Origin of the sequence: Streptomyces spectabilis (assembly GCF_008704795.1) — a bacterium.
GTDB classification, from domain to species: Bacteria; Actinomycetota; Actinomycetes; order Streptomycetales; family Streptomycetaceae; genus Streptomyces; species Streptomyces spectabilis.
This window is the reverse complement of record NZ_CP023690.1, coordinates 6553727-6566760: the sequence shown is the minus strand read 5'-3', so window position 1 is coordinate 6566760 and position 13034 is coordinate 6553727. Positions and strand designations below refer to the sequence as shown.

The following is a 13034-nucleotide window of genomic DNA, read 5'->3' as shown; positions in this document are numbered from 1 at the left end:
ATCATCCCGCCCCGTCCCCCTGTGCCGTTGTCGTCTCACGAAACGCCCCGGCAGATTACTCGGTCCACCGGGGCGCCGGCAGTCAGGAGGGCGGGCCGGGCGGGAACGGCACGTCGGCGAGGACCGGCACCAGCCAGCCCTCCTCGTGGTCGAGGTGGGCGGTGAGGAGCCCCGCCAGGGCGTCGAACTCCGTGCGGAACTCCTCCGGATCGGTGGTCGTGATGTCGTCGAGCAGGGCGAGGAGGCGCTCCTTGAGGCGGGCCATGTCACGGTGCTCCGCGGCCAGGCGGGCGAGGGGTTCGCGCAGGTCGGGGTGGTGTTCGAGGACACCGGGGAAGACGTGCTCGTCCTCGCCCGTGTGGTGGAAGGTGAGCGCGTCGCAGAACTCCAGGCAGCGCTGCCGGATCTGCAGGCCGAGGCCGGGCGCGGGCGGTGCGCCGGGGCCCTGGTGGGCGGCGCGGGCGTCCAGGTGCGCAGCGGCCTCGGCGCGGAGGTGGCCGAGCTGCTCGCGCAGCCAGTCGTGCACCTCCAGGAGCTTGTCGGCGAGGGTGCGGACCTCGCGGGGCCGCGCGGCGTCAGTGGTCGTGGGCATGCGGAAGGGATCTCCAGACAGGGGTGTGCGTCCGCGCGTACGGGAACGTGACGGACCCGACGGACGCGGTGAAAGGGAAGAAGGGCACACGGGCGCCCCGGGGCCCGAAGGGGGCGGAGGGCGCGGGCGCGGCTACGTCAGCGGACGCGGCGGCGCGGTACGGAGTGAACGCAAGGTCATGTCCCTTGGTGAAGTGCTCGCCCGGTCGAAGGCCTGCCCACTGCTCTTTGGCCCAAGCCACGCGGCACGCGCACCATTACAGACGCCGGTCCCGCGCCCTGTCAACGCGGAAACCGGCGCCGCGCCGCTCAGCGGCAGGCCGCCGCGATCGCCGCCGTGTCCCAGTAGAACGGCCGGACCTCGCGGATCCTGCCCTCCTCGACGGCGATGGACTGGAGGATCGGGAAGGCGAGCGCGCGCCCGGTGGCCCGGACGCGGGCGCGGATGTCGCTGTGCACGCCGACCACCTGCCGCCCGCCGTCGCCGCCGCTGTCGCCCTGCCCCAGGAACTCCTGGCGCACGATGTCGAACTCCGCCCAGGTGTCGGCCATCGCGAGGAAGAACCGTTCGAGCCCCTCGTGCCCGCGCCAGACGCCGCCGTACGGCAGGGCGTCGGCCTGGTGCAGGACGACGTCGGGCGCGAAGTGGGGCGCGAGCGTGGCGAAGGAGGCGCGGCCGGGGCCGCCCGCGGCCAGATAGCGGGTCTCGGCCGCGTACATGGCGGTCAGCACGGAGCGGGCGTCGGTGCGTGGCGTGGTGGTCATGTGGCGAGGGTGGTCCGTCGCCGGGCCGGGTGCTGGCGGTCTTCGGACGCGCACTTCGCCGCGCGGGTGCCGCGGGTGGGTCGGCACCCGCCTGTGCTTCACCGAAGTCCGGACTTCGGTGAAGCACAGGCGGGTTGCCGCCCGGGGCCCTCACTGATCATCAGGGAGGGGAAAATCCCAAGTCAATCCTCGGATTTACTAGCATGCTTCCAAGCCTGAACTTGGGTTGAGCCGTAACCAGCCAAAAGGCGGGCGATATGACCGATTCCGCCCCGCCGTGCGGCTTGTGACCGCTCACCCGCACACGAGACGCTGCCCAGCACGCCTGCGCCCGCGCAGCGCGCACAGGGCGACGACAACCAGCCGTTTCCAGGGGAGGGAACGCAGTACATGGACATACAACGCACCAGAGGACGGCGTCGGGCGGGGGCCGTCGCGGCCGTCGCGGCGGTGGGCCTGCTGGCCACCGCGACCCCGTCGGCGCACGCCGCACCGGGCTCCGGGGACACGAGCCCCACCGGCACGTACATCGTGACGCTCGAGCAGGGCACGAAGTCCACGTCCGGCGCGGGCAAGGACCTGGCCGAGAAGTACGACACGCGCATCCAGCACACCTACAGCGCGGCGCTCAACGGCTACGCCGTGCGGGCCACCGCCGCCGAGGCGCGCCGGCTCGCGGCCGACCCGGCGGTCGCCGGTGTCGTCGCGGACCGGAAGATCCAGGTGGACCTGGGGGCGGGGGCCGCGGCGCGGCAGCCGAACCCGCCGTCGTGGGGCCTGGACCGCATCGACCAGAAGAGCCTGCCGCTCGACAAGTCGTACACCGCGCCGGGGTCGAAGGGCGCGGGCGTCACCGTCTACGTCATCGACACCGGCGTGCGCACCGCGCACAAGGACTTCGGCGGCCGGGCCCGCTCCGGCTGGGACTTCATCGGCAACGACTCCAACGCCCAGGACGCCAACGGCCACGGCACGCACGTGGCCGGAACCGTCGCGGGCACGAAGTACGGCGTCGCCAAGAAGGCCAAGATCGTGGCCGTGCGCGTGCTCGACTCCGAGGGCGGCGGCACCCTCGGCGGGATCATCGCGGGCGTGGACTGGGTGACCAGGAACGCGCGGGGGCCCGCCGTCGCCAACATGAGCATCGGCACCCCGGCCTTCGCCCCGCTGGACGCGGCGGTGCGCAAGTCCATCGCCTCCGGCGTCACCTACTCGGTGGCCGCGGGCAACGAGAGCGAGTCCGCGACGCGCTCCTCGCCCGCCCGCGTCAAGGAGGCCCTGACCGTCGGGGCGTCCGACCGGCGCGACAAGCGCGCCTCGTTCTCCAACTACGGCTCGCGCCTGGACCTGTTCGCGCCGGGCGTGGCGATCAAGTCCGCGTCCAACACGAGCAACACGGCCACGGCGACGTACTCCGGCACGTCGATGGCCGCGCCGCACGTCGCCGGTGTCGCGGCGCTCTACCTCGCCGGCCACCGCACGGCCAAGCCCGCCAAGGTGGCCAAGTGGCTCACCGACCGGTCGGTCAAGAACAAACTGTCGGGCATCGGCACGGGTTCGCCGAACCGACTGCTCCAAGTTAAGTAGCCCGCACCAGCGGCCCCCGGCGGGATTCCTCAGCCCCTGCCGGGGGTCCGGGTCGTGACTCTGCCCGACCCGACACCCAAGCGCCACCTAAGTCCTCGGGCTCCCCTCCACGCTTTCACTCAAGTTGCACGTGTACGCCTACCGCAGGGCTCGGCACTGGCGGGTTAACGCGGGTTCCCCGTTGTCGCACAGGCTTGTTGCGGTTCACCCGGGCAGGCCACGCTTCATGGACACGCGACCTGACGCGGCCAGGACACCGGCCGCTTCCCAGGGGAGGGAAGGTCGCGTCCAATGGGGAGGGAACCAGCACATGCAGTTGTCACACACGCGTCGTATACGACGGGTATCGGCCATCACGGTCGTCGCTCTCGTCGGCGGCTTCGCCGTCGCCGCCCCGTCGTCCCAGGCCGCGCCCGGCGCCGCCGAGCACGGCTACATCGTGACCCTGAAGTCGGACACCCGCGCGGCGTCCGCGGAGGGCAGGGACATCGCCGACGAATACGGCGTGAAGATCACTCACACCTACCGCTCGGCCCTCAACGGCTTCGCCGTGAAGGCCAGTTCGGCCGAGGCCGAGCGACTCGCCGACGACCCGTCGGTCAGCGCGGTCAGCCAGGACATCACGCTGCACGCGGACGGGAAGCAGGTCAACCCGCCCGCCTGGGGCGTGGACCGCATCGACCAGCCCAAGCTGCCGCTCAACAGGACGTTCCGCTATCCGAACTCGGCGGGCTCGGGCGTCACCGTGTACGTCATCGACACCGGCGTGCGCACCACGCACAAGGACTTCGGCGGGCGCGCCCGCTCCGGCTTCGACTTCGTCGACAACGACCCGATCGCCGAGGACGGCAACGGGCACGGCACGCACGTGGCCGGGTCCGTCGCGGGCACGAAGTACGGCGTCGCGAAGAAGGCCAAGGTCGTCGGCGTGCGCGTGCTCAACAACCAGGGCTCGGGCTCGCTGTCCGGCGTCATCGCGGGCATCGACTTCGTGACCAGGAACGCACGCAAGCCCGCCGTGGCGAACATGAGCCTGGGCGGGGGCGCCAACGCCGCGCTCGACCAGGCCGTGCGGAACTCCATCGCGTCCGGGGTGACGTACTCGGTCGCGGCCGGGAACGCCGGCCAGCCCGCGAGCGGCACCTCGCCCGCGCGCGTCGCCGAAGCGCTCACCGTCGCGGCATCCGACCGCGGCGACGCCAAGCCCGTCTTCTCCAACTACGGCCTGAGCGTCGACATGTTCGCCCCCGGCGTGGCCATCAAGTCGGCGGGCATCGCCAACGACAACGCGTCCGCGACGCTGTCCGGCACGTCGATGGCGGCGCCGCACGTCGCCGGGGCCGCGGCCCTGTACCTCGCCGACAAGCGCACGGCACCGCCGTCCGAGGTGATGCGGATGCTCGTCAACCGGTCCGTGAAGAACCGGATCACGAGCCCGGGCCCCGGCACGCCCAACCGACTGCTCCAGGTCAAGTCGTGACCGTCGCGTAGTCGGTCGGTCCAGCACCGCACCGCCGTACCACCGCCCCCGGCAGGCGCACCTCGCCTGCCGGGGGTTCGTCGTTGCCGCGGCGGGACGGCCGGGTCGCCCGGTCCTGCCGTGACCGGTCTTGTGCATGCCGTTACGCGCGAGTAGTTAACAAGGCGCCGGATTGCCCACCCGAGAAGCGTGGGAAGGCTCCACCGGTACGCGCGTGCACACGCTCGGCGCGGATCAGTGCACGCGCACCCGCGGAACCCCTCCACAGCCAGCATCCGCCCACGCACACGCGGAACAGGAGCGGTCATGCCCGAACCCCGCAAGGACACAAGGGAGTTCACCTCCGTGCCGGTCACCGGAAGGATCCCCATCCTCGCCGTCGAGCCCGTGGTGCTCGGCGGCCTTCGCCCCGCCAAGGCCGTCGTCGGCGAGACGTTCCAGGTCAGCGCCACCGTCTTCCGCGAAGGCCACGACGCGGTCGCCGCGAACGTGGTGCTGCGGGACCCGGCCGGGCGCGCCGGACCCTGGACGCCCATGCGCGAGCTGGCACCCGGCACCGACCGGTGGGGCGCCGACGTCACCCCGGACGCGCTCGGCGACTGGTCGTTCGCCGTGCAGGCGTGGAGCGACCCCCTGGCGACCTGGCGCCACCACGCGGAGATCAAGATACCCGCGGGCATCGACACCGACCTGGTGCTCCTCGAAGGCTCCCGGCTCTACGAGCGCGCCGCCGCCGGGGCGCCCGCCGAACTGCGCGGCCCTCTGCGGGCCGCCGTCGAGGCCCTGCGCGACGCGGCCCGCGCGCCCTCCGCCCGCCTCGCCGGGGCGCTCACCCCGGACGCGGACGCCGTGCTCGCAGCTCATCCGCTGCGTGAACTCGTCACCTCCACCGAGGACTTCACCCTGCGGGTGGACCGCGAGCGCGCGCTCTTCGGCTCCTGGTACGAGTTCTTCCCGCGCTCGGAGGGCGCGGTGGTCCGCGCGGGCGAGCCGCCCGTGTCCGGGACGTTCCGCACGGCGGCGCGGCGGCTCCCGGCGATCGCGGACATGGGCTTCGACATCGTCTATCTGCCGCCCGTGCACCCCATCGGCACCACCTTCCGCAAGGGCGCGAACAACTCCCTGTCGGCCGGGCCGCACGACGTCGGCGTGCCCTGGGCGATCGGCTCGCCCGAGGGCGGCCACGACGCCGTGCACCCCGACCTGGGCACGCTCGACGACTTCGACGCGTTCGTGCGCGAGGCCGGCCGTCTCGGCCTCGAAGTCGCCCTGGACTTCGCGCTCCAGTGCTCGCCCGACCACCCGTGGGTGGAGAAGCACCCCGACTGGTTCGCCCACCGCGCGGACGGCTCCATCGCGTACGCGGAGAACCCGCCGAAGAAGTACCAGGACATCTACCCCCTCCACTTCGACCAGGACGCCGCGGGCGTCACCGCCGAGACCGTCCGGCTCCTGCGCTTCTGGATGGGGCACGGCGTGCGCGTCTTCCGCGTGGACAATCCGCACACCAAGCCCGTCGCGTTCTGGGAGGAGGTCCTCGACGACATCCACCGCACGGATCCGGACGTCCTCTTCCTCGCCGAGGCCTTCACCCGGCCCGCGATGCTGCGCACCCTCGCCGCGATCGGCTTCCACCAGTCGTACACGTACTTCACCTGGCGCAACGACAAGCAGGAGCTGACCGACTACCTCGTCGAGCTGTCCACGGAGACCGCGCACTACCTGCGGCCGAACTTCTTCGTGAACACGCCGGACATCCTGCACGCCTATCTGCAGCAGGGCGGGCCGCCCGCCTTCGCGGTGCGCGCGGTGCTCGCCGCGACGCTCTCCCCGACCTGGGGCGTGTACAGCGGCTTCGAACTGTACGAGAACGCGCCGCTGCGCCCCGGCAGCGAGGAGTACCTGCACTCGGAGAAGTACGAGCTGCGCCCGCGCGACTGGGCGGCCGCCGAGCGCGAGGGCCGCTCCCTCGCGCCCCTCATCACCCAGCTGAACGCGGCGCGGCGCGCCAACGCCGCCCTCGGCCAACTGCGTGACCTGCACTTCCACGAGGCGGACAACGACGCGGTGCTGGCGTACTCCAAGACCGTGCGGCACCCCGGCGGTTCGAACACGGTTCTGGTGGTCGTGAACCTCGACCCCCACCACACCCAGGAAGCGACGGTGTCGTTGAACATGCCACGGCTCGGCCTCGACTGGCACGAGTCCGTGCCGGTGCGCGACGAGCTCACCGGCGAGACCTACCACTGGGGCAGGGCCAACTACGTGCGCCTGGATCCGGGCGTCACGCCCGCGCACGTACTCGTCCTGCGACCGTCCTACCGCTGATCGGAGGGTCACCCACACATGATCGTCAACGAGCCCGTCCCGGACACCTTCGAGGACACTCCGGCGAAGGACCGCGATCCGGAGTGGTTCAAGCGCGCCGTCTTCTACGAGGTCCTGGTCCGCTCCTTCCAGGACAGCAACGGCGACGGCATCGGCGACCTCAAGGGCCTCACCGCGAAACTGGACTACCTCCAGTGGCTGGGCGTGGACTGCCTGTGGCTGCCGCCCTTCTTCAAGTCGCCGCTGCGCGACGGCGGTTACGACGTGTCGGACTACACGGCGGTCCTGCCCGAGTTCGGCGACCTCGCGGACTTCGTGGAGTTCGTGGACTGCGCCCACCAGCGGGGCATGCGCGTGATCATCGACTTCGTGATGAACCACACCAGCGACCAGCACCCGTGGTTCCAGGCCTCGCGCAACGACCCCGAGGGCCCCTACGGCGACTACTACGTCTGGGCGGACGACGACAAGCAGTACCAGGACGCCCGGATCATCTTCGTCGACACCGAGGCCTCCAACTGGACCTTCGACCCGGTGCGCAAGCAGTACTACTGGCACCGCTTCTTCTCCCACCAGCCGGACCTCAACTTCGAGAACCCGGCCGTGCAGGAGGAGATCGTCTCCGCCCTGCGGTTCTGGCTCGACCTCGGCATCGACGGCTTCCGGCTCGACGCGGTGCCGTACCTGTACGCGGAGGAGGGCACCAACTGCGAGAACCTCCCCCGCACCCACCACCTCCTCAAGCGCGTGCGCGCCGAGATCGACGCCCACTACCCCGACACCGTGCTCCTCGCCGAGGCCAACCAGTGGCCCGAGGACGTCGTCGACTACTTCGGCGACTTCGAGCACGGCGGCGACGAGTGCCACATGGCGTTCCACTTCCCGGTGATGCCGCGCATCTTCATGGCCGTCCGCCGCGAGTCGCGCTACCCCGTCTCGGAGATCCTCGCCAAGACGCCGCGCATCCCTTCGGGCTGCCAGTGGGGCATCTTCCTGCGCAACCACGACGAGCTGACCCTGGAGATGGTCACCGACGAGGAGCGCGACTACATGTACGCGGAGTACGCCAAGGACCCGCGCATGCGCGCCAACATCGGCATCCGCCGCCGGCTCGCCCCCCTCCTGGACAACGACAGGAACCAGATCGAGCTGTTCACGGCCCTGCTCCTGTCCCTGCCGGGCTCGCCGATCCTCTACTACGGCGACGAGATCGGCATGGGCGACAACATCTGGCTCGGCGACCGCGACGCCGTGCGCACGCCCATGCAGTGGACGCCGGACCGCAACGCGGGCTTCTCGTCCTGCGACCCAGGCCGCCTCTATCTGCCCACGATCATGGATCCGGTCTACGGCTACCAGGTCACGAACGTCGAGGCGTCCATGTCCTCGCCGTCGTCGCTCCTGCACTGGACCCGCCGGATGATCGAGATCCGCAAGCAGAACCCGGCGTTCGGCCTCGGCTCGTACACCGAACTGCCCTCGTCGAATCCGGCCGTTCTCGCCTTTCTGCGGGAGGCGCCGTCCACCGGGGCCGACGGCGAGGACGGCGACGACCTCGTGCTGTGCGTGCACAACTTCTCCCGCTTCGCCCAGCCGACGGAGCTGGACCTGCGGGTCTTCAACGGCCGCCATCCGGTCGAGCTGATCGGTGGCGTGCGCTTTCCGGCCATCGGTGAACTGCCGTACCTGCTCACCCTGGCGGGGCACGGCTTCTACTGGTTCCGGCTGCGTGAGGACCCGGCGTAAGGTCGCCGTGACAGTGCTGTGAACCCGCCCGCGGCGGGCGTGAGTCACGCCGCACCGGGCACTCGCCCACGGCACGGCCCTTGCCCGGCACCCCCGGCACCTCCCCTTGACCTCCCCCGTCGAGGGCGCGGAAAGGACACGACGCCATGTCGGAAGCCGCCACCCGCCCCAGTGCCGACGCAGGCGCGCTGATCGCGTCGCTCGACCCGCTGCTGCGCGGCTGGCTGCCGCGCCAGCGGTGGTTCGCGGGCAAGGGCCGCCCCGTCACGGGCTTCGAGCTCGTGGCGGCGACCGAACTCCTGCCGCCCGGGGCGGAACTCGGCCTGCTGCACCTGCTGGTCCGGGTGCGCCAGCCGCTGCTCGCCGGCCCGGACGCCGCGGCCGAGCACGAGCTGCCCGCCGACTGCTACCAGCTCCTGATAGGGGTGCGGGCCGAGCTGCCGCCGCCGCTCGCGCCCGCGCTGATCGGCCACGTCACCCAGGGCGCCCTGGCGGGCAGGACCGTGTACGAGGCCCTGCTCGACCCGCGCCTGACCGGGCTGATCCTGGAGCGCCTGCGGATGCCGGGACGGCTCGGCGTGCTGCGCTTCGCGCGCGCCGAGCACAGCGACATACCGCCCGCGCTCACCCCCCGCACGTGCGGCGTCGAGCAGTCCAACTCCTCGCTCGTGTACGGCGACGCGTTCATACTGAAGCTGTTCCGCCGGGTGGTGCCCGGCGTCAATCCCGATCTGGAGCTGCCGCTCGCCCTCGCCCGGCAGGACTGCGCCCGCGTGCCCGCGCCCGCCGCCTGGCTGACGGCCGACGGCGTCGACGAGCCGCTGGTGCTCGGCGTCCTCCAGCCGTACGTACGCGGCGCCTGCGACGGCTGGGAGCTGGCCCTTCAGGCCCTCGCCAAGGGCGAGGACTTCACCGCCGAGGCCCGGGCGCTCGGCCGCGCCACCGCCGAGGTGCACGCGGCGCTCGCCGCGGCCCTGCCCACCGTCTCGCTCGGCCGCGCCCAGGTGGAGCTGTTGGCCCGGGGCATGACGGAGCGCCTGGAGGCGGCCGCCCGCGCGGTGCCCGCCCTGCGCCCGTACGAGCCCGCGCTGCGCACCGCGTACCAGGCGCTCGCCGACCTCGGCACCCACAGCGGCACCGTGTGGACGGCCCAGCGCGTCCACGGCGATCTGCATCTGGGCCAGTGCCTGCGGGCGCCCACCGGCGCCTGGTCCCTCATCGACTTCGAGGGCGAGCCCGCGCGGCCGCTCGCCGAGCGCCGCATGCCGCAGCCCGCGGCCCGCGACGTCGCGGGCATGCTGCGCTCCTTCGACTACGCCGCCCGCTCCTACCGCCCCTGGTCCCCCGGTTGGGCGGACGTCTGCCGGGCCGCGTACTGCACCGGATACACCGACGTCTCGGGCCGCGACCCGCGCACCGAGCCGGTGCTCCTGCGCGCCCACGAGACCGACAAGGCGGTCTACGAGGCCGTGTACGAGGCCCGCCACCGCCCCGACTGGCTGCCGGTGCCCCTTGCCGCCCTCGATCAGCTCGCCGCGGACGCCGCGGGCCCGCGCCGGGGCGCCGCGACGCCCGGCCGCCCCGACGACGTCCGCTGACCCCTTCGCCACGCCCCTCGGACAGGAGGCCGTCTCCGTGACCCGCCGTCCCCGTTCCTCCGCCCCGCAGAACGAACCCGAACCGGAGGTCACACCCGCGCGCAAGCCCCCGGCCAAAGCGGCGAAGGCCGCCCGGCCGAAGAAGGCGGCGGCCGCCGCGAAGAAGACGGCCGCGGCGGCTGCCGCGAAGGCCCCGGCGAAGAAGAAGACAGCAGCGGCGAAGGCGGCCGCACCGGCCCCGTCCCCCTCCCCCGTCCCCGACGCCGACCGCGTCCGGCTCCTGACCGGCACGCACCACGACCCGCACGGAGTGCTCGGCGCGCACGCCGTGCCCGGCGGGGTGGCGTTCCGCGCCCTGCGCCCGTACGCGCGCGCCGTGACCGCCGTCGTAGGGGAGGACCTGCGCGCCCCGCTGCTCGACGACGGCGACGGCTTCTTCTCGGCGGTCCTGCCGCTGCGCGCCGTACCCGAGGAGTACCGCCTGCACATCACGTACGACGACACGGAGTGGGACACCCACGACGCGTACCGGTTCCTGCCCGCGCTCGGCGAGTTCGATCTGCATCTGATCGGCGAGGGGCGCCACGAGCAGCTGTGGGAGGCGCTCGGGGCGCACCCGATGACCCACCAGGGCGTCATCGGCACCCGCTTCACGGTGTGGGCGCCGAACGCGCTCGGCGTCCGGGTCGTCGGGAACTTCAACTACTGGGACGGCACGGGCTTCCCGATGCGGTCGCTCGGCGGCAGCGGCGTGTGGGAGCTGTTCGTGCCCTCGGTCGGCGAGGGCGAGCTGTACAAGTTCCAGATCACCCGGCCCGACGGCAGCATGACGTTCCGCGCCGACCCGCTGGCCCGGCGCACGGAGGCGCCGCCTGCGAACTCCTCCGTCGTGCACACCTCGCACCACGTGTGGCGGGACCAGGAGTGGCTGCGGCGGCGCCGGGAGACTCCGGTGCACCGGGCGCCGTTCTCGGTGTACGAGGTGCACCTGCCGTCCTGGCGCCCGGGCCTCACCTACCGCCAACTGGCCGACCAGCTCCCCGCCTACGTCACGGACCTGGGCTTCACACACGTGGAGCTGATGCCGGTCGCCGAGCACCCCTTCGGCGGGTCCTGGGGCTACCAGGTCACCGGCTTCTACGCGCCGACGGCCCGGCTCGGCACTCCCGACGACTTCAAGTACCTGGTGGACGCGCTGCACCGGGCCGGGGTCGGCGTGCTCATGGACTGGGTGCCCGCGCACTTCCCGCGCGACGACTGGGCGCTCGCGGAGTTCGACGGACGGCCGCTGTACGAGCACGAGGACCCGGCGCGGGCGGCGCACCCGGACTGGGGCACCCTCGAATTCGACTACGGCCGGGCGGAGGTCCGCAACTTCCTCGTCTCCAACGCCAGTTACTGGTGCGAGGAGTACCACATCGACGGGCTCCGCGTGGACGCCGTCGCGTCCATGCTGTACCTGGACTACTCGCGCGAGCACGGCCAGTGGACGCCGAACGTCCACGGCGGCCGCGAGAACCTGGACGCGGTCTCCTTCCTCCAGGAGATGAACGCCACCGTCTACCGCCGCTCCCCCGGCGTCGTCACCATCGCCGAGGAGTCCACGGCATGGGACGGCGTGACGCGCGCGACGCACCACACGGGCCCCGGCGGCTTCGGCGGCCTCGGCTTCGGGCTCAAGTGGAACATGGGCTGGATGCACGACTCGCTCGGCTACCTGGCCAAGGACCCCGTCCACCGCAAGCACCACCACCACGAGATGACGTTCTCGATGGTGTACGCGTACAGCGAGAACTACGTGCTGCCCATCTCCCACGACGAGGTCGTGCACGGCAAGCGGTCCCTGGTGTCGAAGATGCCGGGCGACTGGTGGCGCCAGCGCGCCGACCACCGCGCGTACCTGGGCTTCATGTGGGCCCATCCCGGCAAGCAGCTCCTCTTCATGGGGCAGGAGTTCGCGCAGGGCGCGGAGTGGTCGGAGAGCCACGGGCCCGACTGGTGGCTGCTCGATCCCGCGTACGGGGCGGAGGCGGACCACCGGGGCGTACGGGACCTGGTCCGCGACCTCAACTCCCGCTACCGGGCCGAGCCCGCCCTCTGGCAGCGGGACACGGAGCCCGGCGGGTTCGCCTGGGTGGCGGGCGACGCGGCCGAGGACAACGTCTTCGCCTTCCTGAGGTACGGCGGCGAGGGCACCTCCCCCCTCCTCTGCGTCTCCCACTTCTCGCCCGTGGTCCGGCACGAGTACCGGATCGGGGTCCCGGGCGACTTCACGGCGTGGCAGGAGGTCCTCAACACGGACGCCGCGGCCTACGGCGGCACCGACGTCCTCAACCCCGACCCCCTCAAACCCACCCCCACCCCATCCCACACCCACCCCACCTCCCTCCTCGTCTCCCTCCCCCCACTGACCACCCTCTGGCTGCGCCCGGTCTGAACCGGACCTATCCCAGATACGGTCCGGGCCGGCCCTCGAGGAAGTGCCGCAGGCGGAGTCGCTGCGTGTGGTGCATCGGCAGGTCTTCGAGCTCCTCGCGCGCGACGAAGCGCAGCTCGGTCGACTCGTCCGAGATGGCCAGGTCACCGCCCGTGACACGGGCGGTGAAGCACACGTTGAACTGCCTGCGCACCTCGCCGTCGGAGTACGCGATCACGTGCTTGGGGTCGGTGTACGTCCCGACAAGCCCCGTGATCTCCACATCGAGGCCCGTCTCCTCCTTCACCTCCCGCACTGCCGCCCCGGGAAGCGAGTCGCCCATCTCCATGCCACCACCGGGCAACGCCCACAGCCCACTGTCACGACGCCGCTGAAGGAGGAGGCGACCGCCCCCATCGACGACGACCGCGGAGGCGGCCACCACGAGGGAGTTGGGCTCCGGCGCGCCGGGGTCGTCGTAGTACTCGGTACGCACCATCAGGGCCACGCTTTCACAAGGGTG

At 72.0% G+C, this 13034-nt stretch carries 8 protein-coding genes and 1 pseudogene; 6 read left to right on the top strand and 3 right to left on the bottom strand.

Going from position 1 to position 13034, the window contains the following annotated elements; translation table 11 throughout:
- Window positions 1–82: 82 nt before the first annotated feature.
- Both CP982_RS28960 and CP982_RS28955 read right to left on the bottom strand, forming a co-directional pair.
- Entirely contained in the window at window positions 83–592 is a 510-nt protein-coding gene (locus tag CP982_RS28960; protein WP_150513159.1) for a hemerythrin domain-containing protein, read from the bottom strand.
- A 308-nt stretch (window positions 593–900) separates the two neighbouring features.
- Window positions 901–1356 (bottom strand): nuclear transport factor 2 family protein, encoded by a 456-nt coding sequence (locus CP982_RS28955; RefSeq protein WP_150513158.1) that lies wholly within the window; start codon window positions 1354–1356, stop codon window positions 901–903.
- A gap of 390 nt (window positions 1357–1746) precedes the next feature.
- On the opposite strand from CP982_RS28955, the gene CP982_RS28950 reads away from it, so the two are divergent.
- From CP982_RS28950 to glgB, 6 genes and pseudogenes are all read left to right on the top strand, one after another.
- The gene (locus CP982_RS28950; protein ID WP_150513157.1) at window positions 1747–2943 is read left to right on the top strand and encodes a S8 family peptidase; all 1197 of its coding nucleotides are present in this window, start codon (window positions 1747–1749) and stop codon (window positions 2941–2943) included.
- A 310-nt stretch (window positions 2944–3253) separates the two neighbouring features.
- Complete coding sequence (locus tag CP982_RS28945; RefSeq protein WP_150513156.1) at window positions 3254–4423, top strand: S8 family peptidase; 1170 nt, start codon at window positions 3254–3256, stop codon at window positions 4421–4423.
- A gap of 306 nt (window positions 4424–4729) precedes the next feature.
- Window positions 4730–6768: pseudogene (locus CP982_RS28940) on the top strand (alpha-1,4-glucan--maltose-1-phosphate maltosyltransferase); the annotation flags it as partial.
- A 1-nt stretch (window position 6769) separates the two neighbouring features.
- The gene (gene treS / locus CP982_RS28935; protein WP_150513154.1) at window positions 6770–8497 is read left to right on the top strand and encodes a maltose alpha-D-glucosyltransferase; all 1728 of its coding nucleotides are present in this window, start codon (window positions 6770–6772) and stop codon (window positions 8495–8497) included.
- Between the two features lie 146 nt (window positions 8498–8643).
- Window positions 8644–10095, top strand: a complete 1452-nt coding sequence (locus CP982_RS28930; protein ID WP_150513153.1) for a maltokinase N-terminal cap-like domain-containing protein — start codon at window positions 8644–8646, stop codon at window positions 10093–10095.
- A gap of 37 nt (window positions 10096–10132) precedes the next feature.
- Window positions 10133–12532, top strand: a complete 2400-nt coding sequence (gene glgB, locus CP982_RS28925; RefSeq protein WP_150513152.1) for a 1,4-alpha-glucan branching enzyme — start codon at window positions 10133–10135, stop codon at window positions 12530–12532.
- A 7-nt stretch (window positions 12533–12539) separates the two neighbouring features.
- On the opposite strand, the gene CP982_RS28920 is transcribed toward glgB, so the two are convergent.
- A complete protein-coding gene (locus tag CP982_RS28920; RefSeq protein ID WP_150513151.1) occupies window positions 12540–13010 on the bottom strand; it encodes an NUDIX hydrolase in 471 nt (156 codons plus the stop codon).
- Window positions 13011–13034 lie beyond the last annotated feature (24 nt).

Bases quoted from the DNA above. Each gene is read 5' to 3' on its own strand.
- CP982_RS28960 (WP_150513159.1), bottom strand. From the start codon at position 592: ATGCCCACGACCACTGACGCCGCGCGGCCCCGCGAGGTCCGCACCCTC.
- CP982_RS28955 (WP_150513158.1), bottom strand. From the start codon at position 1,356: ATGACCACCACGCCACGCACCGACGCCCGCTCCGTGCTGACCGCCATG.
- CP982_RS28950 (WP_150513157.1), top strand. From the start codon at position 1,747: ATGGACATACAACGCACCAGAGGACGGCGTCGGGCGGGGGCCGTCGCG.
- CP982_RS28945 (WP_150513156.1), top strand. From the start codon at position 3,254: ATGCAGTTGTCACACACGCGTCGTATACGACGGGTATCGGCCATCACG.
- treS (WP_150513154.1), top strand. From the start codon at position 6,770: ATGATCGTCAACGAGCCCGTCCCGGACACCTTCGAGGACACTCCGGCG.
- CP982_RS28930 (WP_150513153.1), top strand. From the start codon at position 8,644: ATGTCGGAAGCCGCCACCCGCCCCAGTGCCGACGCAGGCGCGCTGATC.
- CP982_RS28920 (WP_150513151.1), bottom strand. From the start codon at position 13,010: ATGGTGCGTACCGAGTACTACGACGACCCCGGCGCGCCGGAGCCCAAC.